The organism is Pseudomonas sp. TWI929, assembly GCF_039673335.1.
In the GTDB taxonomy this organism is placed as follows: domain Bacteria; phylum Pseudomonadota; class Gammaproteobacteria; order Pseudomonadales; family Pseudomonadaceae; genus Aquipseudomonas.
In genome coordinates this window covers 1-24,768 of record NZ_JBDJLK010000056.1, presented here as the reverse complement: position 1 = coordinate 24,768, position 24,768 = coordinate 1, and the positions used below count along the sequence as shown (strand labels likewise).

Genomic DNA, 24,768 nt, shown 5'->3' with positions numbered 1-24,768 from the left:
CCTTGCGATGGCGCGGTCAGGCTCAGGGCCTGGGGGCAAACCCCGACCATAGCCAAGTTGCAGGTTGCTGCAAAATAAAATCGGGGTAGCGAAAATCATTCTCGCCAAGTTCTGATAGCTCTGTGGGAGCTGGCTTGCCGACGATAGGGTCGGTACAGCAAAAGTGTTCAGTGCGTGTCGCGCAGCAGTTTCTGCCGCCAGTTTTCCTGCTCTTGTGCCGGCGCTTCGAGCAGAAACGCGTAACGCCCGGCCACCCGCACTGCCACCGGGACCCCATCGCGGTACAGCAGGCGGTTACCGGTCACCGCCGGCACCTTCGCCCCCGGCAGCAACGAGCCGATCAGGTTCAGCGGGTCACTGGCACTGATCACCACCAGTGCCCCATCCGGCTCGCGCCGACGCACCTGCCGCAGCAACCCCACCGCCTCTGGCAAGGCGAACTGCTCACCGGCCAGCCCGGCAATGAAGCGCCCGCCACGAATCTCGCCACGTGCCTCCAGCCGGTGATAGCAGCGCAACAGTTCACGCCATGGCGGCAGCACATCACTCTCGCGTTCCAGCAGCCGCCAGCAAACCACGCCATAGCGCCGTAGCAGGGCCCGGGCGATGTGTTCCAGGCGCTGGCTCTCATCCACGGTACCCCTGCGTAGCAATGCCCAGCGCCCCGCATGGGACATGCTGCTGCTCAGCGGGGGGTGGCCGCGTCGGCTACTGCGTGACACGCGTTTCGCCGCCGGGGTGATCAGGCTGCGCAGGCCGGTAAAGCTGTCGGCACCTGCAAGGCCGGCCCCTACCAGCTCCTGCAGTGCTGTTTCCAGCTCGCTGGGCAGCAGGTGCGCATCTTGGGTCAGTTCGTCAAAGAACAGCGCGCCATGTGCCTGCAGTACCTCGTGCACGCGTCGTGCCCGCGCACCTAGGCTGTCCAGGGATGGCGCGGGGGCAAGGCTGCGCCACAGGCTCAGGTGCTCGCGTGGCAGCAGCACCAGCGGCGTGCTCGCCAAGGTATTGCTCGATACGGTCGCGGCCAGCCGGCTCCAGGCGAATTGCCCACTGCGGCAGGCATCGTCAAGCCAATGCGGGCTGTAGTCGTTGATCCGCGCCGGTAGCAGTTCGGCCTCCCAGGCCCCGGCCGCACTGGGAAAACCTTGCAACTGGCTGAGCACCTCGGCCACGGCTTGCGGGCCGCGCAGGCGCGTGTCGCTGGCAAGGTGCTGCCAGTCGAACAGAAAGCGCATGTAGTCCTGCAGGCTGACCGGTTCGATCTCGCGGCGCAGGCGTTTGACCGTGTAGCGGTGGATGCGCGCCAGCAAATGGCGCTCGCACCATTGCAGTTCGGTTGCATCGGGGCTGAAATGCCCGCGCAGCACATAGCCTTCGGCTTCCAGGCGGGCCAAGGCTTGTTCGATGGCCGGCAGCGGCTTGCCAAGCGGTGCTGCAATCTGTGACGCGGTTACTGGGCCGTGGCCACTCAGGCGGGCGCGCAACAGTTCGCTCAGCGCAAGGTCCGGGTCGACGGCCTGATCGAAGCCCGGCAGTACCTGCAGCGCAGGTTCCAGCCGAGCACCGGGATACAGCACCAGCAGCAGGTTCAACCGCTCACGCGCCAGCCACTGTTGTTCATCGACCAGGCGCAAGGCCCGCCCAGCCTTGGCCAATTGCCGAAGCAGCAGGGCCCAGCTGGCGTTGCCCTGTACTTCGTCCTGGCTGATGATGCCAAGCCCCATCAACGCCTCGTGCATTTCGTCGGCATTTGCGGGCTGCGGCCAGGCCTCGGCTGCGACTGCGGCGATGGCATCAGCATCCAGCGCGCCAAGGTCATCGCCACTGTTCACCTCGCTCCAGCGCCGGTTGAGCACGGCTTGGGTGCGCCGTTCTTCCAGCGGGGCATCGTCCAGGAAAGTGTACGGTCTGGCATTGAGAATCGCCGAAGCCAGCGGCGAAGGGGCGGGCAGGTCCCGGCACAGCAGGCGCACTGCGCCGCTTTCCATGCGCCGCAACAGCGCCAGCCAGCCTTCGCTGTCCATGGCCTCGTGCAGGCAGTCGTCAAGGGTTTGTTCGACCAGCGGGTGGTCGGGGATCTGCCGCTCGCCAACGATGTTTTCCAGGCAGGCGATCTGGTCGGGGAATACGGCGGCAATCAGGTCTTCGCTTTTCATCCGCTGGATCTGTGGCGGCACCTTGCGCCCGCCTACAAAGCGCGGCAGGGCCATGGCCACGCCGGCGTTCCAGCGCCAGCGCACGCCAAACAGCGGGGCATCGAGCAGGGCCTGGATAAGGATCTGCTCGGCGCTGCGGCTGTTCAGGTAGCGCCACACCTCATCGAGCGCGAAGCTATGGCTGGTCGATAGCGACAGCACGATAGCATCTTCGCTGGCCGCAGCCTGCAACTCGAAGTTGAAGGTGCGGCAAAAGCGCTTGCGCAGGGCCAGGCCCCAGGCACGGTTGATGCGGCTGCCGTAGGGCGAGTGGATGATCAACTGGGTGCCGCCAGACTCATCGAAAAAGCGCTCCATCACCAATGTGTCTTGCGAGGGCAGGGCGCCGAGCACATCGCGGGTGCGGGCCAGGTAGTCGAGCAACTGGCCGGCGCTGTCTTCGCCCAGTTCAAAAGTACCCTGCAACCACGCCAGCACCTCAGCCATGTTGCCGCTGGCAAGCGCCAGTTGCTGGTCGATCTGCGCCTGCAACCGGGCCACGGCGGCAGACAACTCGTCGCTGCGCCCCGGTGCTTCACCCAGCCAGAACGGGATGGTCGGCGGCAGGCCTTGGGCGTCTTCCACCCGTACCCGCCCGGGTTCGACCCGCAGGATGCGATAGGAGGCGTTGCCCAGCTGGAAGATATCGCCGGTGATGCTCTCCACGGCAAAGTCTTCATTGACGCTGCCAATGTTCAGCGCCTGTGGTTCCAGCAACACGGCGTAGTCGGCATTGTCGGGGATCGTGCCGCCGCTGGTCAGCGCCGTCAGCTGGCTGCCACGGCGGCCGCGCAAGCTAGCGCTCACCGCATCGCGGTGCAGGTAGGCGCTGCGCACGCCCTGGCGGCCGTTGAAGCCCTCGGCAAGCATGCGCAGCAGGGCCTGGTAGTGTTGCTGATCCAGTTCTGCGTAGGGCGTGGCCTGGCGCAGGCAGTCGAACAGGGCCTGTTCGTGCCAGGGCTGGTTGCTGGCTTCGGCAACGATCTGCTGGGCCAGCACGTCCAGCGGCGCCCGGGGGATGTGCAACTCGTCCAGCTCGCCCCGGCGCACGCAGTCGAGCAGGGCCACGCATTCGATCAGCTCGTCGCGAGAGGTGGGGAACACGCGGCCTTTGGGCACGCCATCGACCTGATGGCCGGCGCGGCCAACACGTTGCAGCAAGGCCGCGATCGAACCCGGCGAGGCGATCTGGCAGACCAGTTCGATATCGCCGATGTCGATACCCAGCTCCAGTGACGCGGTGGCTACCAGCACCTGTAATTGGCCGTTCTTCAGGCGTTGTTCGGCATCCAGGCGCAGCTCCTTGGCCAGGCTGCCATGGTGCGCAGCGACTGCTTCCTTGCCCAGCCGATCACTGAGGTGGCGGGTGATGCGCTCGGCCAGCCGCCGGGTGTTGACGAACACCAGGGTGGTGCGGTGTTCGCGGGCCAGGGTGGCCAGGCGGTCGTAGACCAGCCCCCAGACGTCGGTGGCCATGACGGCGCCCAGCGGCGCTGGCGGCACTTCGATAGCCAGGTCGCGCTGGCGCGCATGGCCGACATCGACAATGGCGCAGGGGCGCTCGGTACCGACCAGAAACTGCGCCACCCGCTCGACCGGGCGTTGCGTGGCGGACAGGCCGATGCGCCGCAGGGGCTGGCTGCACAAGGCTTGCAGGCGCTCCAGGGTCAGTGCCAGATGGGCACCGCGCTTGTTACCGGCCAGGGCATGGATCTCGTCGACGATCACCGTGTGCACATTGGCCAGGCCTTCACGGCCAGAAGCCGAGCCCATCAGCACGTAAAGCGATTCGGGCGTGGTGACCAGAATGTGCGGGGCCAGCTTGCGCATGGCGGCACGTTCCTTTTGCGGCGTGTCGCCGGTGCGCACGGCTGTGGTGATGCGCGGGGCATTCAGGCCCTGCTCTACGAGGGCCTGGCTGATGCCTTCCAGTGGGGTCTGCAGGTTCAGGCGGATATCGTTGGACAGGGCCTTCAGCGGGGAAACGTAGATCACCTGGGTTTGCGCGGGCAGCACGCCCTGGTGATCCAGGCCGGCGCGGAACAGTTCGTCGAGCACGGCCAGGAACGCGCTGAGGGTCTTGCCTGAGCCGGTCGGCGCGGCCAGCAGCATGGATTGCCCGGCGTGGATCAACGGCCAGGCCTGGGCCTGGGCATCGGTGACCGTGGCGAAATGGCGACGGAACCAGGTGCGTACGGCAGGGTGGAACAGCTCGAGCACCGGGTGGTGTTTGGCGGGCAGGTTCATGTTTTGGTTATGGCGGGTGCGGGGCGGGTTGGCAAGGGGCCGTTCGTCTGGCGGGCCAGCGATTCCTGTGCCGGCCTTGTCAGGCCAATGACCCCCATGGGATCCTCCCCGGCCATTGTTTGCCGCGAGCCCACCCATGCCCAACACTATCCACATCGCCGCCGCCCTGCTGATCGACCCTCAGGGCCGTACGTTGCTGGTGCGCAAGCGTGGCACCGAGGCCTTCATGCAGCCAGGCGGCAAGATCGATGCCGGTGAAACGCCAGTGCAGGCACTGGTGCGCGAGCTGCACGAGGAGCTGGGCCTGCACATCGACCCGGCCCATGCCGTGCACCTGGGCCAGTTCAGTGCCCCTGCCGCTAACGAACCCGGCTTCGAAGTGCAAGCCGAGCTGTTCCGCGTCGACAGCGCTGCTGCTGTGGTCCCGGCTGCGGAGATCGAAGAAGTGGTATGGCTGGCCGCAGATCAGGCGCCGAGCATGCTACTGGCGCCGCTGACCCGCGACCTGATCCTGCCGCTGTACCGCCAGGCGCTCAACGCACCGCGCTGACGCCATCAAGGGTGGCGAACGAGGTGTCCTTGGCGGTCAGCAAAAAGTCGCGCATGTACGGCGCATCGAGCATGTCGGTGCGCACCGCAGCATAAAGCGTGGCAAACAGGCCTTTTTCCCCCAGGCGCTTGCCCTTCACATAGCCGCGCGAGCTGTACTCGTGCAGCGCCCAGTGCGGCATGCCGCACACGCCACGGCCGCTGGCCACCAACTGCATCATCATCACCGTCAGCTCCGAGGTGCGCACGGCGGCCGGCTCGATATCGGCCGGCTCCAGGAAGCGGGTGAAGATGTCCAGGCGGTCGCGCTCCACCGGGTAGGTGATCAGCGTCTGGTCGAGCAGGTCCTGCGGCACGATGTAGGGCTTGCTGGCCAGTGGGTGCTGGTTGGCCACGGCCAGCATCGCCTCGTAGGTGAACAGCGGCACATAGGTGATGCCTGCCAGGTCCACCGGGTCGGAGGTTACCACCAGGTCCAGGTCGCCACGGGCCAGGGCTGGCAGCGGGGCGAAGGCAAAGCCGGAGGCCAGGTCCAGCTCCACTTCCGGCCAGGCATCACGGAACTGGTCGATGGTCGGCATCAGCCACTGGAAGCAGCTGTGGCATTCGATGGCCATGTGCAGGCGCCCGGCGGTGCCACCGGCCAGGCGCGCAATGTCACGCTCGGCACCGCGCAACAGCGGCAGGGTGGCGTCGGCCAGTTGCAGCAGGCGCAGCCCAGCGCTGGTAAAGCGGATCGGCTTGGTCTTGCGTACGAACAACGGCAGGCCCAGGCGCTCTTCCAGCTCCTTGAACTGGTGCGACAGCGCCGACTGGGTCAGGTGCAGGCGCTCGGCGGCCTCAACCAGGCTGTCGGCCTCGCGCAAGGCATGAAGGGTTTTCAGGTGACGGATCTCCAGCACAGCTGACTCCGGGGTGTGGATTTAAGGAAACAGGGAATGAATTGAGTTTCCCTCATGTTGCTGCGCCTGTCGACTGGGCGTTCGGCCGCACCGTCTGGCGGCAGTCATCAAACTGTCACCGAACTGTGGCAGCGCGCCCGAACAGAATTCATCAGACTCGCGCTCTACTGGGGATCTGCATTCTGGTGTTTCTTTCATGCGGGCTTTTTGGCTTTTTCTTATCTTTCTATTCAGCGTACCTGCGAGTTTCGCCGAACAGCGATGTGACGCCCACGTACCGGTGCAGCGCGCCGAACTGGGCGCGCTCAGCCTGGTGTACCAGAGCGTTGGTGCGCCGCGCGACCCAGCCTTGCTGCTGGTCATGGGCCTGGGTGGGCAACTGATCCACTGGCCGGATGATGTGGTCGAGGCATTGTGCCGCCAGGGCTTTCGAGTGATTCGCTATGACAACCGCGATGTCGGCCTGTCACGCTGGAACCAGGTGCCGCCGTCGGCCAACCTGACGGTCGAGTTGCTGCGCTACAAGCTGGGCCTGCCGGTGGCTGCGCCTTATACGCTGACTGATATGGCAGACGACGGCTTGCGCCTGATGGACGCCTTGGGTGTGCGCCAGTTTCATGTATTGGGCGTGAGCATGGGCGGCATGATTGCCCAGCATCTGGCGGCCATGGCGCCCGAGCGCGTGCGTAGCCTTACGCTGGTGATGTCCAGTTCAGGGGCGGCGGGGCTACCGGCACCAGACCCGGCGCTGGTGCAGTTGCTGGCCCGGCGCAGTGCACCGAACCGTGAAGTGGCGATCGAGCAGCAGGCCGACCTGCTGGCGGCCCTGGGCAGCCCCGAAGTACGTGACGACCGTGCAGTGTTGCTGCAGCAGGCGGCCGTGGCCTATGACCGGGCGTTCAACCCGGACGGGGCCAAGCGCCAGATCATGGCGATACTGGCCGAGCCGAGCCGGGTCGAACTACTCAATCAATTGCGGGTGCCGACCTTGGTGGTGCATGGCACGGCTGACCCGTTGTTGCCGGTGATGCACGGTGTGCATCTGGCGGCGCACATCCAGGGCAGCCAACTGCGCTTGATTCCGGGGTTGGCGCACCGCTTCCAGGAACGGTTCAAGGCGCCGTTGCTGGGGGCGGTGTTGCCTTACCTGCAGGCGCATCGGCAGGATGTCACGCATATTGCCGGGCTTTGAACCGAAGGCAGGCGCGCTCCCACAGGGGTAGCACACGCTTCCAGGCTAGTGCATCCGCACCCACAAGGTCACCAGCACGGTAGCGGCCATCAGCCAGGCCACCGTGGCCAGCGCCAGCGACGCTTCCAGGCGCATACGGTCGACCAGTACATACAAAGTCGCCAGGTACACGAAGTACGGAATGATCGACCACATGCCGAACAAAATGGTGGTCTTCAGGTCGGCAATGCTGCGCCCCTTGCCGACGATGTAGTGGGCGATCAGGGCAAAGGTGGGGAACAGCGGCACCAGCCCGGCAATGTAGTAATTGCGCGTCTTCGACAGCACCGCCAGCAGCAGTACCACGCCAGCGCCCAGGGCCGCTTTGAATACCAGGTCCACGTTGTCTTTCCAGTTGGGGTTGAGTTCAGCCGAGGCCGTATTTCTTCACTTTGTCGAACAGCGTGGTCTTGGCCATGCCCAGCTCCTGGCTGGCCTGGCTCAGGTTGCCACCGGTGCGTTGCAGGGCATCGCTGAGCAAGTTGCGCTCGAACGCCTCCACCGCCTCGGCAAAGCCCAGGCCCTGGCTGGCGCCGCCGCTGGGGCCTTTCTTGAACGCTGGCAGGCCAAGCGCATAGCGTTCGGCCACGTTGCGCAATTCGCGCACGTTGCCCGGCCAGTCGTGCGCCATCAGGCGTGACAGCGTCTGGCTGTCCAGTGTCGGCGTTTCCCGGTCGAAACGCAGGGCCGACTGCTGCAGGAAGTGTTCGAACAGTTGCAGGATGTCTTCGCGGCGCTCGCGCAGTGGCGGTAGCTCCAGGGTTACCACGTTCAGCCGGTAATACAGGTCGCTGCGGAACTGGCCGCTTTGGCCCATGCTGTCGAGGTCGGCCTTGGTCGCGGCGATTACCCGGCAGTCCACAGGGATGCTCTGGTTCGAGCCCAGGCGTTCCAGGGTGCGCTCCTGCAGTACGCGTAACAGCTTGATCTGCAGGTTGATCGGCATGCTCTCCACTTCATCGAGGAACAGCGTGCCGCCATTGGCGTGCTCGATTTTGCCGATGCGGCGCTTGCCAGCGCCGGTGAAGGCGTTGGCCTCGTGGCCGAAAATCTCGCTTTCGAACAGGTTTTCCGGCAGCCCACCGCAGTTCAGCGCCACGAATGGCTGGCTCTGGCGGCGGCTGAAGTCGTGCAGGCAGCGGGCAACCAGCTCTTTGCCGGTGCCGGTCTCGCCTTCGATCAGTACGTTGGCCGAGGTATCGGCAACGTTGGCGATCAGTTCGCGCAGGTGTTCCATGGCGGGCGAGCGGCCAATGATGCGCCCCTCCAGGCTGCTCTGCTCAGCCAGCTGGCGGCGCAGAGCCACCACTTCGCGCGACAGCCCGCGCTGTTCCAGGGCGCGGCGCACCACGTCGACCAGGCGTTCTGGGGAGAACGGCTTTTCCATGAAGTCATAGGCGCCGTTGCGCATGGCACCGACTGCCATGTCGATATCGCCGTGGCCGGTGATCAGCACTACCGGCAGGCTGCGGTCACGGGCCTTGAGGCGGTTGAGCAGTTCCAGCCCATCGATGCCTGGCAGGCGGATATCGCTGACGACGATGCCGGCGAAATCGTCGCCGATGCGTTCCAGCGCTTGTTCGGCACTGCCTACGCCTTCGCAGGCGATGTCCTCCAGGGCCAACGCCTGCTGGCAGCCGAGCAGCACATGCGGGTCGTCTTCGACGATCAGGACGGTAAGAGGCGCTTGGTTCATGGGTGCTCTGCCGATTCGCTAGGGGGTGAGACCAGGGGCAGGGCCAGGACGAAGGCCGTGCCGCCAGTGGCGGGGTGCTCGACGTTGAGGCTGCCCTTGGCGGCGGCGGCAAGGCTCGCCGACAGGGTCAGGCCCAGGCCCAGGCCGTGTTCGCCCGGTTTGGTGGTGAAGAAAGGTTCGAACAGGTGCTTGCGCGCCTCGGCGTCGATGCCGTGGCCGTTGTCGCGCACCTGCAAACGGTACTTGTCGCCCTGCAGCTCGCCCTCCAGCCACAGCTCGGGCAGCGGTTGCGCGGCCATGGCGTCGAGGGCGTTGCCGATCAGGTTGACCAGAATCTGCTCCAGGCGGGTCTGGTCGATGGCCAGTTGCTGGTCCTCGAACTGGTGGTGCAACTGCAAATGGCAGGCGCTGATGCGGTTGGCCAGCACTTGCAGGGTAGCCTCCACCGCCTTGGCCAGCGAGGCCTGGCCGCTGTCGTCGCCGCGCCGGGCGAACGAACGCAGGCTGGCGGTGATGCGGCCCATGCGGTCGATCAGGTCGTTCATGGTGCGCAGGTTGGTACTGGCGGTTTCCAGTGCCCCGCGTTCGAGGAAGCGCACGGTGTTGCCAGACAAGGTACGCAGCGCGGCCAGTGGCTGGTTCAGCTCGTGGGCAATGCTGGTGGACATCTGCCCGATGGCGGCCAGCTTGCCGGCCTGCACCAGCTCGTCCTGGGCGTGGCGCAAGGTTTGCTCGGCATGCCGGCGTTCGCGGATCTGGCCTTTGAGGCGTTCGTTGCTGGCGCGCAGGTCGGCGGTGCGTTCGGCAATCCGCCGTTCCAGCTGGCTATTGGCTTCTTCCAGCGCCTCACGGGCCGCCAGGCGGGTGGCGATGACCTTGCGCCGTTCGTTCCAGGCAATGCCGAGGATCGCCAGCAAGGCGAAGGCCACGCCCACCAGGATGCCTTGCACCATGGATTCGCGGCGCAGGTCCTGCAGCGGGGTGAGCAGGGTGAAGTGCCAAGGGGTATCGGCCAGGCGCCGGGTCTGGGCCAGGTAGGCCACTTCGCGGGCCTTGCCGTGTGCGGTTTCACTGTTGGCCGGGAAGGTCAGTTTTTCCACACCATCCGCCAGGGTTTCCCGGGCCAGGGGCTGTAACTCGTTCAACGGCCACCAGTAATACTGCAGGCTGCGCGCCAGGCGTTCCTTGATTTGCGGCGTCAGCGGGCGCACCGACTTCAGGCGCCGGGCGGGGTCGCTGGACAGGATAATGATGCCGTTCTCGTCGCTGACGAACGCCTCCAGGCGGGCACGCTGCCAGCGTTCCTCGAGGGTGTCCAGGCGCACTTTGATCACTGCCACGCCAATGATCTTGCCATGTTCTTCCAGGCCGTGGGCCAGGTAGTAGCCGGCTTCGCCGGTGGTACTGCCGATGCCGTAGAAGCGCCCAGGCTCACCGCGCACGGCGGTCTGGAAATAGGCGCGGAACGACAGGTCTTCACCGAGGAACGAATCGGCATCACGCCAGTTGCTGGTGGCCTGGACCCGGCCATTGGTGTCGAGCACGAAGATGGCCCGGCTGCGGCTGCGCCGGTTCAGGCCCTCAAGGTATTCGTTGACCGTCTGGCGCGAGCCGCCGTCAGGGTCGGTAAGCAGGTGCGAGACGCTGTCTTCCAGCTCCAGCAGGCTTGGCAGGTAGGTGTACTTGCTGATTTCGCTTTCGACCGTGCGTGCGTGCAGCTCCAGCTGGCGCGCGCCGTTCTCGCTGAGGGCGCGGATGCCGTTGCTCTCGCTGATCAGGTAGCCAGCCAACCCTAAGCCGACCATCAGCAGGATGACCAGTGGCGGCAGCAGCAATTGGCGGAGCAGGCGGGATTTCACGGCAGGCTTGGCAGGGAGAAGAAGCGAAGGGTCGCATTTCATCACAGTGGCCTTGTCACGACCAGCGCCAGCTACCCGAAAGGGCAGCGGCGCCGACCGGCTCAGTGAGGCAAAATCAGTGTTGCAGGATCTTGCTGAGGAAGTGCTGGGTGCGTTCGTGGCGGGCGCTCGGGTTGCCGAAGAAGTCTTCCTTCTGGCAATCCTCGATGATGTTGCCCTTGTCCATGAAGATCACGCGGTTGGCCACTTTGCGGGCGAAGCCCATTTCGTGGGTCACGCACATCATGGTCATGCCTTCGTGGGCCAGCTCGACCATCACGTCGAGTACTTCGTTGACCATTTCCGGGTCCAGTGCCGAGGTCGGTTCGTCGAACAGCATGACGATCGGGTCCATCGACAGGGCGCGGGCGATGGCTACACGCTGCTGCTGGCCACCGGACAACTGCCCTGGGTGCTTCTTGGCATGGGCGCTGAGGCCGACGCGGTCGAGCAGGGCCAGGCCCTTCTTGGTCGCTTCGGCTTCACTGCGGCCGAGTACCTTGCGTTGGGCGATGGTCAGGTTCTCGGTGATCGACAGGTGCGGGAACAGCTCGAAATGCTGGAACACCATGCCCACCCGCGAACGCAGCTTGGGCAGGTTGGTCTTGGGGTCGGCAATCGAAGTGCCATCGACCACGATGTCGCCTTTCTGGAACGGCTCCAGCGCGTTCACGCACTTGATCAGGGTGGATTTGCCCGAGCCCGACGGGCCGCAAACCACAACCACTTCACCTTTCTTCACCTCGGTGGTGCAGTCGGTGAGCACCTGGAAGTCGCCGTACCACTTGTTGACGTTCTTGATGGAAATCATACGGTGATCCTTTTTTGCAGGCGCTTGACCAGCCACGAAGCGGAGAAGCTGATGATGAAATACACGACACCGGCGAAGATCAGGAACTCGTGGGAGCGCCCGATGATGTCGCCGTTGGAGCGTGCCGAGTTGAGGAAGTCCACCAGGCCCACGGTGTACACCAGCGAGGTGTCCTGGAACAGGATGATGCTCTGTTGCAGCAGCAGCGGGGTCATCTTGCGGAAAGCCTGGGGCAGGATGATCAGGCGCATGGTCTGGCCGTAGGTCATGCCCAGGGCTTGGGCGGCGCCCATCTGGCCCTTGGATATCGACTGCACGCCGGCGCGGACGATTTCGCAGAAGTAGGCGGCCTCGAACATCATGAACGCCACCACGCACGAGGTAAAGGCACCCACCGGGGTGTCCTCGCCAGTGATCCAGCGCAGCACGAACGGTACCGCCAGGTAGAACCAGGTGATTACCAGCAGCAGCGGGATCGAGCGGAAGTAGTTGACGTAGGCACCGGCAACACGCGACAGCAGCTTGCTCGACGACAGGCGCATCAGGGCCAGGATGGTCCCCAGCACGATGCCGCCGACCACGCCCATGACCATCAGCTGCAGGGTCATGACCATGCCATCCCACAGGGCAGGCAGGGCCGGGATGATTTCGCTGAAATCCATGTCCATTTACTTGCCCCCCACGGAAATCAGGCCAGGCACGGCGACTTTCTTCTCGACCATGCGCATCAGCAGCATCAGGCCCATGTTCAGGGTGAAGTAGATCAGCGTGGCCAGGGTGAAGGCCTCGAACAGGTTGGCCGAGAACTCGGCGGTTTGCTTGGTTTGCGCCAGCAGCTCCATCAGGCCGATCAGCGACGCCACCGAGGAGTTCTTGAACACGTTGAGGAATTCTGACGTGAGCGGCGGAATGATGATCCGGTAGGCTTGCGGCAGCAGCACGTTGGTGTAGATCTGCGGCAGGCTGAAGCCCATGGCACGCGCGGCGGCTTCCTGGCCGCGGGGCAGCGCCTGGATACCGGTACGCACTTGCTCACAGACGCGAGCGGCGGTGAACAAGCCCAGGCAGATGACCACGCTGATCAGCGCCGAGGTGGTCGGGTTGAGGTCTTGCTTGAACCATTCCTGCAGGCCTTCGGGCAGCAGGTCTGGCACCAGGAAGTACCAGATGAACAGCTGCACCAGCAGCGGTACGTTGCGGAACAGCTCCACATAGGCGGTGGCGATGCCTGAAACCACACGGTTCGGCACGGTGCGCATGACACCGAGCACCGAGCCCAGCAGCAAGGCGATGATCCAGGCGGAAATGGCGATGGCGATGGTCCAGCCCAGACCGGTGACGTACCAGTCCAGATAGGTCTCGCTGCCCACGCCGGTGGACTTGAAGAACACGCCCCAGTCCCAGTTGTAATTCATCGGGATTTCCCCTCAGACGATTGTTTCACGGGCACCTTCGAGCATCCGAGGGCGATAAACGCCCTCGGATGAAAGGGTAGACACTAAAGCGTGGCCTGTCGGGTTCGATCGTGTGCGGATGCGCACCAGGCCACTATTTGCCGGGGATCAGGACTTCTTCTCGTCCGCCGCCTTGTCGGTCGGCTCGGCGATCAGTTTCTTCAGCTCGTCGCTCATCGGGAACTGCAGGTTCAGGCCTTTTGGCGGGATTGGCTGCTGGAACCACTTGTCGTAGCTCTTGTTGACTTCGCCCGACTTGAAGTAACCGACGATGGCGTCATCGACCGCCTTCTTGAAGGCTGCGTCATCCTTGCGCACCATGCAGCCGTAGATTTCGTACGACTGAGGGGTGCCGGTGATGACCCAGTCCGCAGGCTTGCGCGCCTTGGCCATTTCGCCAGCGAGCAGGGCGTCGTCCATCATGAAGGCCACGGCGCGGCCACTTTCGAGCATGTTGAAGGCTTCACCGTGGTCCTTGGCGGAAATCACGTTCATCTTCATCTGCTTGTCGGCGTTCATCGCCTTGAGGATGCGCTCGGAGGTGGTACCGGCGGTGGTCACCACGTTCTTGCCGGCCAGGTCCGGGAAGTCTTTGTATGCTGGCTGACCGTCCTTGACCTTGGTCAGCAGGCGGGTACCGACTTCGAAGATGCCGACCGAGAAGCCGACTTGCTGCTGGCGCTCGACGTTGTTGGTGGTGGAACCGCACTCGAGGTCGACGGTGCCGTTCTGCACCAGCGGGATGCGGGTCTGGGAGGTGACCAGGTTGTAGCGCACCTTGAGCTCAGGCACGTTCAGTTGCTTCTTCAGGGCCTCGACGACAGCCAGCTGGATGTCATGCGAGTAACCCACGGGCTCGGGCTTGCCGGCCAGGTAGGAAAACGGGATGGAGGAGTCGCGGTGGCCCAGGGTGATGGTGCCCGAGTCCTTGATCTTCTTCAGAGTACCGGTCAGTTCTTCGGCCATGGCTGGCGAAGCGATGATCGCGGCGGCGATGGTGGCGCCCAACAGATGACGAACGATACGCATCAAATTTTCCTCGACATGTTTGTTTTTTTTATGGAGCCGTTGGCGGACTCTTTCGTTCAACGAATACCGCAAGAAGCGAGAGCATTCGGCTACCAAGTGTAGAGCATGAGTCGTGCCAAGCTCTGATATCGATCATAACGCCGTGAAAATGCGAGGGATTAATCTTTTCTGGCCTTTTTCATACAGGCCATTGCTGTCGGCTTTCCGAATGAGTTATTCGTTGGTGTTCGGTAATCCGAATGAGGGGTGGAAGAACTATGTACCGCCAGCCCCTTTGACCGCTGGGTTGTGCTGTGGGCTTTCAGACTTGGAGATCAGCCCATGGCATCCGCCGACCTTATCCCGTCAAGTTCCGTAGATCATCTGATTGCCCGGCAGTTTCCTGCCTGGTTGGACGAAGCACAGGCAGAACACCTTTCGCCCTATCATCAAGCACTGCGCGCACAGCTAAAGGCAGCCGACGACCTGCAACAGTTGCTAAGCCACATTCCGGCCATCGACGCCTTCGCAGCTTCGCTGCTGAAGCAGGCATTGTCTGCGGCCGGTCTTGCCCCGATCGACACGCGGCGCTCGCATGTACTGGTCAGTGAAACCTTTCAATTGCCTTCGGCAGCGGAAAAGCTCTCTCGACCCACGGTTACCTACAAGACCAGGCAGGCCCTACTGGCAGCTGCCCTGCACAATTTCGAAGGGCATGAAACCCAATCATCGCTCTTTCGTCAGGCCCACCTGGTCGACCAGAACGGGGCCCGACTGGCCATAACCTTTGAACAATTTGTCAGCTTGTGTCGCGAGCTGGATGTTGGTGGCAAATACCAAGCCCTTCTGAGAAGTGTTCTGCAGCCAAAAGGCGGCCGTGGTCAGCCAAAAGGGCAGGGAAGCGCTAACATCGCCCGGATGTTCAGTGAGGGCGTGCGCACGCGCATGCAAGTTGCATTGTTTGAGGGCAGGCTCAAGCAGCAGCTGGACGAAATGGATTTGCAACGTTTGCGCCCAATGCTTGAGGCGCCATCACGCGCGGTGCCTGATCAAGGCACATGGGTCGCACGCCAACTGTACCTGCTGGGTAAATGCGCAGTCGGCGTGATCACGCTTGAATGGCGCCCTGCCGGGGCCGCGGAGGTCGATGAGATCCTGCTCTGGATCCCTGGGGACACCACTCGGAACTTGCACTACTACGACTCCTGGGATGCGCTTTACACCGACCTGGCGAAACGCTTGGCACAAGGTCCATTTCGAGCTTTTTTCACTCGTTTCATCAAGACGCAGGACCGAAGCCAGTTCGACAGCACGCTGGCTCGTTTGCTGAGCGCGTCCAAGCGCGGTGAAGCGGTCGAACTGGATGGGCGCAATTTGCCCATCGACACTGATGTCTTTACCCACGTAGGGCGTTTGCTGCTTGCCAAGCTCTTCGCCGATGCCGCCCATCTTGCCGTACCTACGGACGTCGAGGATCGGCTGAGCAGGCACAGGCGTTTGCAGGGAATGCTCGCCGCCGGGCTGGATCTGGCGGGTCTTGCAGCGTTCGTGGTGCCTGGGCTGGGTGAGCTGATGCTGGTTGTCAGCGCGGCGCAGCTACTGGATGAAATCTATGAGGGTTATCAGGACTGGCGGATTGGTGATCGTCAGGGCGCGCTGGACCACGTATTTGCCGTTGCGCAGGGCCTGGTGGTTGCCGGCGCTATCACGGGGGCGCTTTACGTAGTACCGCGGATACCGTTTGTGGACGGGCTTGCTCCCAAGGCCATGGCAGATGGCAGCGTCAAGCTGATCAAGGCTTCAGCATATCCTCAGGCCGAGGCCAGCACACTGGTGTTGCTCGAAGGGCTGCAAGGCGGGAATTTTGCTGGTCTGCTATCGAATGATGCAAACCGGCTGCTGGAAATCACGGGCTATGAAACGGGCCAATTGCGCCAATTGCAGTTGGAGCATGCTGCGGCTCCGGCGCGCTTGCTGGACATGCAGGAGCGTATCCAGCTTCACGAGGGGGCACCGTCGCTGCGTGGTGCGGCCTTCGAGGAGGCGTTGCAAGCGCTACGTGATACCGCTACCGAAGATCAGGCAAAGCTCATGCGGGCCTACGATGGCCTGTCGCTTCGAGGTGCTCAGGAAGTGCTGGAGCACTGCAACTCTGCCCAGCTGCAGACACTGCGCACGACAAATCGGGTGCCGTTGGCCATGGCCGAGCGGGCGCGGTGGTTTGTGCGTGACAGTCGAGTCGACGCAGCTTGCCTGGGTATTCGCATGAAAGGCATGACGAATGCGGACAGTGAGCAATTGATCCTGGGCTTGATCGGGCTCAAGTCGCCCTGGCCAGTATCATCACCGATTGAATTGCGTATCGGCCATGAAGATGGGCGCTTGCTGTATGCGAGTGGGGGTGAGGAAAATGCGCCGGTACGCACGATTATCAGAAGTGAACAAGGCTATGCACTGGCAGAAGCAGTGCGGGGCAAGCCTATTCAGGCCGGGCATTCCCTGCTTCACGTGGTCCTGCAATGCCTGGATGATGTGCAGAAAGCCGCGCTGGGCAATTCTCAGATGCAGGTCAGGGAGCTGCGTACTTCACTGCTGAAGGCTGTGGCGCAGGACCGTGAACAGGCTGCCAGGCTCATTGGCATGGCACCTGTCGGTCGCGGTATCAGGCCGCCCAGACGCTATGCTGACGGTCGTCTGGCCTACCCGTTGAGTGGCGGAGGGGAAAGCAGCCGGCAGGCGATCAGGCAAGGTATTCATCAGATATTTCCCACGCTCAGCGAGATGCAGCTCGAGGCTTATATGGACGCTGTGCGCCAGCGTGGTGAAAACCTGTGGAGCCACTACCAGATGCTCCAGCGCCAGTTGACCGAGTTGCGCGAAGTGCTACAGCAGTGGCAGAACGACTGGCAATCACCGATCGATGCCATCCGGCGACGCCGTGTCGCTGACACCCTGCGGCGTAGCTGGCGACGGAAGCTGGTGGATGGTAACGATCAGTATGAGCTGACCATTGACGGGGAGCATCTCGCACATCTGCCGGCCTTGCCCGCAGGTATTGATTACCCGCATGTGCGCCGGCTGAGTTTGCGCAACATGCAGTTGCAGGGCATCGACGCGCAGTTTCTCGGTCTTTTTCCCAACATCGTCGATCTGGACCTGAGCGGTAATCGGCTCACCCTTATCCCTGAAGGTATTGAACGCCTGACTCAGCTGCGCCGAGTCAATCTGGGTAACAACCAGATCGCTCTTGACGATGCCGGGAGCCGCCGGTTGGCGCAACTCACGCGCCTCGATACGCTGATCCTCAGCTACAACCCGCTAAATGGAATGCCAGATCTTTCCGTGCTGCCCCATGTGCGTGATGTTCGTTTGCGATCGACCGGGCAAGTCGACATCGGGCCGATTCACGAGAATGTCGTTTTACGGGCCCACATTGACCTGCGTGACAACCGCATAAGCGAGCTTAGGCGTGAAATGCGCGGGCTGCGCCTGCGGCTGCAACGCCTGAACCTGCACGACAACCCCTTGAGCGAAAGCAGTTCGGCGTTTCTGGATGAAGCGCGCGGCGTTGCCCATGCCGGGGCAAGAGGGAGCGTTACCTACGCCCACAACCCGGTCGACGATGGTGTTCGCGATACCTGGGTATCCACTGATGACGGGCTGCTGCGGGCCGAACGAGAGGCCGCATGGCAGCGCCTGGTGGCAGAGCCTGGTTCCGGCGGCTTGTTCAGGTTCCTGGCAGACCTGGTCGACACGGAGGATTTCGCCACGCAGCCCGCCGATTTTCGCCGGCGTGTATGGCACATTCTCGAGGCTTGCGAGCACAACGCAGCATTGCGTGAACACCTGTTCCGTGAGGCAAACGGACCGCGTAGCTGCGAAGATCGCCTGCTGTTGATGCTCAATCAATTGGAGGTGGGTATTCTCGCCTTTGAAGGCATCCAGGGCGTGCCAATGGCGATGAGGGAAAATCGCCTGTTACGCCTGGGGCGGCAATTACACCGCCTGGATTTGCTGGATGATATCGCCACCGCCCACGTTCAACGCATGCGACGTGAAGGCCTGCGCAGGGTCGACGAGATCGAAGTGCGGCTTTACTACCGATCAAGGCTGGCGGGCGCCCTCGACTTGCCCGTGGTACCGGATGCGATGCATTTTGCCTCTTTCGCACAAGTGTCCTTGGCCGATCTCAGCCGTGCCGAACTTCAGGTGCTGCGCAACGACACAGTAGTCGACATGCTGGATGCGCTCGCAGAGCGCCCGTACTGGCAGCGCTATCTGCGCGAAACCTATGCCGAGCGTTTCGAGGCCCAGGCGACGGGCTACCACGCGCGGCTGGAGACCCTGGAACAACAGGCCAGGGCCGGCCAGGAAGGCAGCTATGACGCGCAGGCGAGGGCCCTGATGCACCAGCTTGAGCAAGCCGAATCAGCACTGATGCGCATCCTCACCACTGAGGCGTGGGCGCGGTCGCGCTACGCCTCTCAGGAGCGGTTAATGCCCGGCTAGGCGTTCAGGCTGCCTGGGTGCCAGCCTGACGCTGCCCTCGCTGCTGGAGATAGTCCGTCAGCACCTGCTGTTCGCTGTCGGTGGTAAACAAACCCAGCTTGGTGCGGCGCCACAGGATATCGTGCGCGCCGCATGCCCACTCCTCGTCGCACAGGTAGTTCACTTCACGGCTGAACAAGCCTCCGCCGAGCGACTTGCCCAGATCTTCAGGCCCGTGCACACCGTCCAGCAAGCGCCAGACGCGGCTGCCGTAGGTGGTCGCCCAGCGTTTGGCGATATCTACTGGCAACCACCCGCAACGGGCCAGGATGGCGTCGCTCAACGCCTGTGCGGTGGTCATGTTCTCACCGCCCGGCAATGGCGCCTCAGCCGTCCAGCTGCCACGCATCTGGGGGAAGAATGGCTTCAGTTCGCCCATGGCCGATTCGGCCAGCTTGCGGTAAGTGGTGAGCTTGCCGCCGAACACCGACAGCAGCGGCGCCTGATTTGCGCTGCCGGACAGCGCCAAGGTGTAGTCGCGGGTCACCGCCGATGGGTTGTCCGATTCATCGTTGCACAGCGGGCGCACGCCCGAATAGGTATGCAGGATGTCGCTGCGGCTCAGTTGGTGATTGAAGTGCTCGTTGACCACCTTCAGCAGGTAGTCGGTTTCCTGCTCGGTGATCGCCACCTTGGCCGGATCGCCGTTGTATTCGCGGTCGGTGGTGCCGATCAGGGTGAAGCGGTCCAGATAAGGAATGCAGAAGACGATGCGTTGGTCTTCATTCTGCAGGATGTAGGCGTGTTCGCCCTCGTACAGGCGCGGCACGATGAGGTGGCTGCCCTGGATCAGGCGGATGCCATAGGGCGCATCGAGCTTGAGGTCGTTCTTGATGAAACTGGCGACCCAAGGGCCGGCAGCGTTGACCAGGGCGCGAGCGCGAATGCTTTGCAGGCTGCCATCGGCATGCTGCAGTTCAACCTGCCACAGGCCATCTACACGCTCGGCGCGCAGGCAGCGGGTGCGGGTATGAATGTGCGCGCCGTGTTCCCGGGCGGCCATGGCGTTGAGCACCACCAGGCGCGCGTCGTCCACGGCGCAGTCGGCGTATTCGAAACCACGGGTAATTGCAGGCTTCAGCGGGTAGCCCGGGCCGAAGCGCAGGCTGCGCGAGGCGCCCAGGCGCTTGCGCTTGCCCAGGTGGTCATACAGGAACAGGCCGGCGCGGATCATCCAGGCCGGGCGCAGGTGCGGGCGGTGCGGCAGCACGAAGCGCATCGGCTTGACGATGTGCGGCGCCTTGGCCAGCAGCACTTCACGCTCGGCCAGCGCTTCACGCACCAGGCGGAATTCGTAGTGTTCCAGGTAGCGCAGGCCGCCGTGGATCAGCTTGCTGCTGGCCGAAGAGGTGTGCTGGGCCAGGTCGTCCTTCTCGCAGAGGAACACTTTCAGGCCGCGCCCGGCGGCGTCGGCAGCGATGCCCACGCCATTGATGCCGCCGCCGATCACGGCGAGGTCATAGCAGTCGGCGAGTGCGGGCTGGGACGTTACGGGCTGGGACACGGGCAAGGCCTCCTGAGGCTGTTCACATCGAATATGAACATTGATGTTCGTTTTCGAAAATACTAGCGCAACAGAAAGCCGGTCGCCAGTCAGTCTTTATAGAAAAAACTGATCAGATGACAATGAAGTGAACATTTACGAAAATTTTGGGTGGGTAGGGGCGGGTTGATCAGGGTGATCGGCTCGAGAGGTGTGGCGCCTGAGAGATCGAGCGCCGCCCGCGCGGCGCTTCGCGGCTAAAGCCGCTCCTACGTTTGTTTTGGGCCAGTTATGCCTGTGGGATACGCACGCGAACGCCTTGGCGCACACCTCGATGTCGCGTCGTACAAACAGGGCGGTCGCGCGCGCCTGGCACAGAATGGACTGGCCCGAAACAAATGTAGGAGCGGCTTTAGCCGCGAAGCGCCGCGCGGGCGGCGCTCGATCTCACAGGCGCTGAAAATGTTGCGGCGAACACCTGCCAGTCCTCAAACCACCTCAAGCCGAATCTTGTATTGGTTCAGCAACTGAGTAAGGGCAGGGGTTGGCGCCTGGTCGGTCACCAGGCAGTCGACCAGGCTGATCGAGCCCAGGCGCACCATGGCGTTGCGCCCGAACTTGCTGGAGTCGGCGGCAAGGATGACTTGCCGGGCATTGGCGATGATCGCCTGGGAGACCCGCACTTCCTGATAGTCGAAATCGAGCAGGCTGCCGTCTTCGTCGATACCACTGATGCCGACCAGGGCGAAGTCGACCTTGAACTGGTTGATGAAGTCGACGCTGGCCTGGCCGACCACGCCACCATCGCGGCGCACCGTGCCACCCGCCACCAGTACTTCGAAGTCGTCCTTGGCGGCCAGGATAGCGGCCACGTGCAGGTTATTGGTAATGACCTTCAGGTGGTTGTGGTTGAGCAATGCCCGGGCGATGGATTCGGTGGTGGTACCGATGTTGATGAACACCGAAGCATGGTCGGGAATCTGCCGGGCCACGGCTTCGGCAATGCGTTGCTTCTCGTCGCGCATCTGGTCGGCGCGCATGGCGTAGGCAGTGTTCTCGATACTCGAGTCGTAGGCTGCACCCCCGTGGTATCGGCGTAACAGATTGAGTTCGGCCATTTGGTTGATATCGCGGCGGATGGTTTGCGGCGTCACGACGAACAGCTGCGCCATTTCTTCGATACTGACGTAACCGCGCTCGCGCACCAGTTCGAGGATTTGTTGTTGGCGAGGGGGCAGATTCATGGGCGGTCCTTTGGGGCTGCCGGACAAATTCTGCAATGATGCCGTAGGAAGTGGGCTACGGCCAGTAGACTATGGCCATTGACGCGCTGCCGTTGTGGGAGCGGCCTTGCCGGGGCGCCGGACCGGTCGGAAAGGGCTGCGAAGCAGCCCCAGGGTTTTCGCGTCATGGCGAATATTGCCGGGGCTGCTTCGCGGCCCTATCGCGACGCAAGGCCGCTCCCACAGGTGGCGCGTGTTGCTGCTCAGGAACGATCAGCCCTCGTGATCTTCCCAGTCACGGGTACGCTCGACCGCCTTCTTCCAGCCGGCATACAGCTTCTCTTTCTGCGCCTCATCCAGCTGCGGGCTGAACTCGCGTTCGATGATCGCTTTGTCGCGCAGCTCGTCCAGGCCGCTCCAGAAGCCACAGGCCAGGCCGGCCAGGTAGGCGGCGCCCAGGGCGGTGGTTTCGCGCATCTTCGGCCGCTCGACGCAGGTGCCGAGGATGTCGGCCTGGAACTGCATGAGGAAGTTGTTGGCCACAGCTCCACCGTCCACACGCAACTCGGACAGGCGCTGGCCGCAATCCTGCTGCATGGCGTCGAGCACGTCGCGGGTCTGGTAGGCGATCGACTCCAGTGCGGCGCGGATGATGTGGTCCACCTTCACGCCACGGGTCAGGCCGAACAGTGCACCACGGGCATACGGGTCCCAGTACGGCGCACCCAGGCCGGTGAAGGCCGGCACCAGGTACACGCCGTTGCTGTCCTTGACCTTGCTGGCGAAGTACTCGGTATCCAGAGCGTCATTGACTATTTTCAGCTCGTCGCGCAGCCACTGCACAGTGGAACCACCGTTGAACACCGCGCCTTCCAGGGCATAGGCCACTTCGCCACGCGGGCCGCAGGCAATGGTGGTCAGCAGGCCATGGGACGATTTCACGGCTTGCTCGCCGGTGTTCATCAGCAGGAAGCACCCAGTGCCATAAGTGTTCTTGGCCTGGCCCGGCTCTACGCACATCTGGCCGAACAGCGCCGATTGCTGGTCGCCGGCGATACCGGCGATGGCGATGCCGCTCTTGGTATGGCCATACACTTCGGAAGAAGGGCGCACTTCGGGCAGCATCTGCCGCGGGATGCCAAGGATTTCCAGCAGCTTGTCGTCCCATTGCAGGCTGTGGATGTTGAACATCAGCGTGCGCGAGGCGTTGGTGTAATCGGTGACATGCACCTTGCCGCCGGAGAACTTCCAGATCAGCCAGGTATCGATGGTGCCGAACAGCAGTTCGCCACGCTCGGCGCGTTCGCGGGCGCCCTCGACGTTGTCGAGGATCCACTTCAGCTTGGTGCCGGAGAAGTACGGGTCGGTCACTAGGCCGGTGGTTTCCCGAATGTAGTCTTCATGGCCGTTGCGCTTGAGCTGGGCGCAGATCTCGGTGCTGCGGCGGCACTGCCAGACAATGGCGTTGTACACCGGGCGGCCGGTTTCCTTGTCCCACACCACGGTGGTTTCGCGCTGGTTGGTGATGCCCAGGGCGGCGACCTGAGCGTGGCTGATGCCTGCCTGGGCCAGTGCCTCGACCATGGTCGCGCTTTGCGTGGCGAAGATTTCCATCGGGTCGTGCTCGACCCAGCCCGCCTGCGGATAGTGCTGGGCGAACTCGCGCTGGGAGGTACCTACCACATTGGCGTCGCGGTCGAAAATGATCGCCCGCGAACTGGTGGTGCCCTGGTCCAGGGCGATGATGTAGTTCTTATCCTGGGTGTCTGTCATGGTCGTAGGCCTTGCAAAAATAGGGGGTCAGGGCTGGGCGTGATGCCGGCATCAATTGGTTTGAGTATCGCCCTGGCGGTTGTCATTTGTCTCAGGGTTCGCGGCGGCCGCCAGTGGCAGGTTGCGGGCAATCAGGCCACGATAAGTCGCGGCACCCAGGCAGGCGCCAAGGATCGGTGCAAACACCGGAACCAGGAAATAGGGAATGTCCCGTCCGCCAGTGAAGGCGATTTCGCCCCAGCCGGCCAGGAAGGTCATGAGTTTTGGCCCGAAATCGCGGGCCGGGTTCATCGCGAAGCCGGTCAACGGGCCCATTGCGCTGCCGATCACGGCGATCAACAGGCCGATCAGCAGCGGTGCCATGGCGCCGCGCGGTAGGCCATTGTTGTCGTCGGTCAGGGCCATGATCACGGCCATCAGGATAGCGGTAATCACCACTTCGACCAGGAACGCCTGGCCGGTGGACAGTGACGGGTGCGGGTAGGTGGAGAACACCGAGGCCAGTTCCAGGCTGGCTTCGCTACCGCGCAACATGGCGTGAGCCTGTTCGAAATCGAAGAACAGATTGCTGTACAGGGTAAAGACCAGTGCCGCGCCACAGAACGCGCCGCACACCTGGGCCAGCATGTAGAAGGGCAGCTTGCGCTTGTCGAACCCGGCGAACAGGGTAAGGGCGATGCTCACGGCCGGGTTCAGGTGCGCGCCGGAAATGCCGGCAGTGAGGTAGATCGCCATGCTCACGCCCACGCCCCAGATGATACTGATTTCCCACAGGCCGAAGCTGGCGCCCGCCACCTTGAGCGCGGCAACGCAGCCGGTGCCGAAGAAGATGAGCAGGGCGGTGCCGAGGAACTCGGCCAGGCATTGGCTGGACAGCGTGGGTTGGCGTAGAGCAGTCGTCATGTATGACCTCGTTTTTTTTTGTTGTGAGGCGCGTGGCGCTCGACAGCAAAGCCCGGTGTCTATCCCCATTGACCCCGGGCAGATGTAGGAAATGCACCTTAAAAGTGCACCATTTATTCACAAACGAAAAAATATAGACAAGAAACGCTGATGTCAAAGGTCGAAAGTGAACGGTCAGTCACGATATGGCCGCTAAAATAAGCTGCGGATCCCCGTACTAGAGGGGCTCGATTGCGGTGCGCTGGCCGGGATGTGGGAATTGTCCTAAAGTAGCCGCCGAGCCGTCCCAGACCGGAGCCCCTGCATGACCCCCGCCCTAGACCTGTTGAAGAAGCACCGCGCCGAGCACCGCGTGCACAGTTATGAACATGACCCCAAGTCGGCGTCGTATGGCCTAGAGGCGGCGGAGAAGCTTGGGCTCGACCCGCAGCAGGTGTTCAAGACCTTGCTGGCGAGCAGCGAGAAGGGCGAATTGCTGGTGGCGGTGGTGCCTGTGGTAGGTACCCTGGACCTCAAGGCCCTGGCCCATGCGGCCGGGGTGAAGAAGTGCGAGATGGCCGACCCTGCGCTGGCGCAGCGGGCTACAGGTTACCTGGTGGGCGGGATCAGCCCGCTGGGGCAGAAGAAGCGCCTGCGCACCTTCATCGATGATTCGGCGCAGAATTTTGCAACCATCCATGTCAGCGCCGGGCGGCGTGGGCTGGAGGTGGAGTTGGCGGCCGCTGTGCTGGCCGAGCATACCCAGGGCAAGTTTGCCGGGATTGGTAGGGGCTGAGAGTTTGGGGCTGCTTTGCAGCCCATCGCGACACAAGGCCGCTCCTACAGGGGGACGAGATCCCTGTAGGAG

General features: G+C 63.1%; 18 protein-coding genes. 5 read left to right on the top strand and 13 right to left on the bottom strand.

The window, feature by feature from the left end; genetic code table 11:
- Positions 1-167: 167 nt before the first annotated feature.
- The gene (locus ABE456_RS20010; RefSeq protein ID WP_346645464.1) at positions 168-4,442 is read right to left on the bottom strand and encodes a DEAD/DEAH box helicase; all 4,275 of its coding nucleotides are present in this window, start codon (positions 4,440-4,442) and stop codon (positions 168-170) included.
- 136 nt (positions 4,443-4,578) lie between these two features.
- Here ABE456_RS20010 and ABE456_RS20005 point away from each other — a divergent pair, with 136 nt between their 5' ends.
- Positions 4,579-4,992, top strand: a complete 414-nt coding sequence (locus ABE456_RS20005; protein ID WP_346645463.1) for an NUDIX domain-containing protein — start codon at positions 4,579-4,581, stop codon at positions 4,990-4,992.
- On the opposite strand, the gene metR is transcribed toward ABE456_RS20005, so the two are convergent.
- Positions 4,976-5,893, bottom strand: a complete 918-nt coding sequence (gene metR, locus ABE456_RS20000) for a transcriptional regulator MetR (protein ID WP_050704009.1) — start codon at positions 5,891-5,893, stop codon at positions 4,976-4,978. The two genes, ABE456_RS20005 and metR, sit on opposite strands and share 17 nt — an antisense overlap.
- Before the next feature lie 54 nt (positions 5,894-5,947).
- Here metR and ABE456_RS19995 point away from each other — a divergent pair, with 54 nt between their 5' ends.
- Entirely contained in the window at positions 5,948-6,160 is a 213-nt protein-coding gene (locus tag ABE456_RS19995) for a hypothetical protein (protein WP_346645472.1), read from the top strand.
- The gene (locus tag ABE456_RS19990; protein ID WP_346645462.1) at positions 6,090-7,085 is read left to right on the top strand and encodes an alpha/beta hydrolase; all 996 of its coding nucleotides are present in this window, start codon (positions 6,090-6,092) and stop codon (positions 7,083-7,085) included. Before ABE456_RS19995 ends, ABE456_RS19990 begins: the two co-directional genes overlap by 71 nt.
- A 45-nt stretch (positions 7,086-7,130) precedes the next feature.
- Here ABE456_RS19990 and ABE456_RS19985 read toward each other — a convergent pair whose 3' ends face one another.
- The 7 genes from ABE456_RS19985 to ABE456_RS19955 form a co-directional block, all read right to left on the bottom strand.
- Positions 7,131-7,466, bottom strand: a complete 336-nt coding sequence (locus ABE456_RS19985) for a GlpM family protein (RefSeq protein ID WP_015271577.1) — start codon at positions 7,464-7,466, stop codon at positions 7,131-7,133.
- Positions 7,467-7,491: 25 nt separating this feature from the next.
- A complete protein-coding gene (locus ABE456_RS19980; protein ID WP_346645461.1) occupies positions 7,492-8,820 on the bottom strand; it encodes a sigma-54 dependent transcriptional regulator in 1,329 nt (442 codons plus the stop codon).
- On the bottom strand, positions 8,817-10,721 hold the full coding sequence (locus tag ABE456_RS19975; RefSeq protein WP_346645460.1) for an ATP-binding protein: 1,905 nt from the start codon (positions 10,719-10,721) through the stop codon (positions 8,817-8,819). The genes ABE456_RS19980 and ABE456_RS19975 overlap by 4 nt, the downstream gene beginning before the upstream one ends.
- A 73-nt stretch (positions 10,722-10,794) precedes the next feature.
- Positions 10,795-11,529: an amino acid ABC transporter ATP-binding protein gene (locus ABE456_RS19970; RefSeq protein ID WP_103449395.1), complete on the bottom strand. Its 735-nt coding sequence runs from the start codon at positions 11,527-11,529 to the stop codon at positions 10,795-10,797.
- Positions 11,526-12,197, bottom strand: coding sequence for an ABC transporter permease subunit (locus tag ABE456_RS19965; RefSeq protein WP_346645459.1), 672 nt, complete (start codon positions 12,195-12,197; stop codon positions 11,526-11,528). Before ABE456_RS19965 ends, ABE456_RS19970 begins: the two co-directional genes overlap by 4 nt.
- Positions 12,198-12,944 carry an amino acid ABC transporter permease gene (locus ABE456_RS19960; RefSeq protein ID WP_346645458.1) on the bottom strand — a complete coding sequence of 249 codons (747 nt, stop codon included), beginning with the start codon at positions 12,942-12,944 and terminating at the stop codon, positions 12,198-12,200.
- A gap of 147 nt (positions 12,945-13,091) precedes the next feature.
- Complete coding sequence (locus ABE456_RS19955; RefSeq protein WP_346645457.1) at positions 13,092-14,012, bottom strand: glutamate/aspartate ABC transporter substrate-binding protein; 921 nt, start codon at positions 14,010-14,012, stop codon at positions 13,092-13,094.
- A 321-nt stretch (positions 14,013-14,333) separates the two neighbouring features.
- Here ABE456_RS19955 and ABE456_RS19950 point away from each other — a divergent pair, with 321 nt between their 5' ends.
- Complete coding sequence (locus tag ABE456_RS19950; RefSeq protein ID WP_346645456.1) at positions 14,334-18,500, top strand: NEL-type E3 ubiquitin ligase domain-containing protein; 4,167 nt, start codon at positions 14,334-14,336, stop codon at positions 18,498-18,500.
- 4 nt (positions 18,501-18,504) lie between these two features.
- Here the strand turns inward: ABE456_RS19950 and glpD are convergent, their stop codons facing one another.
- The 4 genes from glpD to ABE456_RS19930 form a co-directional block, all read right to left on the bottom strand.
- Positions 18,505-20,043, bottom strand: coding sequence for a glycerol-3-phosphate dehydrogenase (glpD, locus tag ABE456_RS19945; protein ID WP_346645455.1), 1,539 nt, complete (start codon positions 20,041-20,043; stop codon positions 18,505-18,507).
- A 467-nt stretch (positions 20,044-20,510) separates the two neighbouring features.
- Complete coding sequence (gene glpR / locus ABE456_RS19940) at positions 20,511-21,266, bottom strand: DNA-binding transcriptional repressor GlpR (RefSeq protein ID WP_346645454.1); 756 nt, start codon at positions 21,264-21,266, stop codon at positions 20,511-20,513.
- Between the two features lie 252 nt (positions 21,267-21,518).
- Entirely contained in the window at positions 21,519-23,018 is a 1,500-nt protein-coding gene (gene glpK, locus ABE456_RS19935) for a glycerol kinase GlpK (RefSeq protein ID WP_346645453.1), read from the bottom strand.
- 51 nt (positions 23,019-23,069) lie between these two features.
- Positions 23,070-23,921: an MIP/aquaporin family protein gene (locus ABE456_RS19930; protein WP_346645452.1), complete on the bottom strand. Its 852-nt coding sequence runs from the start codon at positions 23,919-23,921 to the stop codon at positions 23,070-23,072.
- A 304-nt stretch (positions 23,922-24,225) separates the two neighbouring features.
- On the opposite strand from ABE456_RS19930, the gene ybaK reads away from it, so the two are divergent.
- Positions 24,226-24,696, top strand: a complete 471-nt coding sequence (gene ybaK, locus ABE456_RS19925; protein WP_346645451.1) for a Cys-tRNA(Pro) deacylase — start codon at positions 24,226-24,228, stop codon at positions 24,694-24,696.
- Positions 24,697-24,768: the final 72 nt, after the last annotated feature.

Bases quoted from the DNA above. Each gene is read 5' to 3' on its own strand.
- ABE456_RS20010 (WP_346645464.1), bottom strand. From the start codon at position 4,442: ATGAACCTGCCCGCCAAACACCACCCGGTGCTCGAGCTGTTCCACCCT.
- ABE456_RS20005 (WP_346645463.1), top strand. From the start codon at position 4,579: ATGCCCAACACTATCCACATCGCCGCCGCCCTGCTGATCGACCCTCAG.
- ABE456_RS19995 (WP_346645472.1), top strand. From the start codon at position 5,948: ATGTTGCTGCGCCTGTCGACTGGGCGTTCGGCCGCACCGTCTGGCGGC.
- ABE456_RS19990 (WP_346645462.1), top strand. From the start codon at position 6,090: ATGCGGGCTTTTTGGCTTTTTCTTATCTTTCTATTCAGCGTACCTGCG.
- ABE456_RS19980 (WP_346645461.1), bottom strand. From the start codon at position 8,820: ATGAACCAAGCGCCTCTTACCGTCCTGATCGTCGAAGACGACCCGCAT.
- ABE456_RS19975 (WP_346645460.1), bottom strand. From the start codon at position 10,721: ATGAAATGCGACCCTTCGCTTCTTCTCCCTGCCAAGCCTGCCGTGAAA.
- ABE456_RS19970 (WP_103449395.1), bottom strand. From the start codon at position 11,529: ATGATTTCCATCAAGAACGTCAACAAGTGGTACGGCGACTTCCAGGTG.
- ABE456_RS19965 (WP_346645459.1), bottom strand. From the start codon at position 12,197: ATGGACATGGATTTCAGCGAAATCATCCCGGCCCTGCCTGCCCTGTGG.
- ABE456_RS19960 (WP_346645458.1), bottom strand. From the start codon at position 12,944: ATGAATTACAACTGGGACTGGGGCGTGTTCTTCAAGTCCACCGGCGTG.
- ABE456_RS19955 (WP_346645457.1), bottom strand. From the start codon at position 14,012: ATGCGTATCGTTCGTCATCTGTTGGGCGCCACCATCGCCGCCGCGATC.
- ABE456_RS19950 (WP_346645456.1), top strand. From the start codon at position 14,334: ATGGCATCCGCCGACCTTATCCCGTCAAGTTCCGTAGATCATCTGATT.
- glpR (WP_346645454.1), bottom strand. From the start codon at position 21,266: ATGAATCTGCCCCCTCGCCAACAACAAATCCTCGAACTGGTGCGCGAG.
- glpK (WP_346645453.1), bottom strand. From the start codon at position 23,018: ATGACAGACACCCAGGATAAGAACTACATCATCGCCCTGGACCAGGGC.
- ABE456_RS19930 (WP_346645452.1), bottom strand. From the start codon at position 23,921: ATGACGACTGCTCTACGCCAACCCACGCTGTCCAGCCAATGCCTGGCC.
- ybaK (WP_346645451.1), top strand. From the start codon at position 24,226: ATGACCCCCGCCCTAGACCTGTTGAAGAAGCACCGCGCCGAGCACCGC.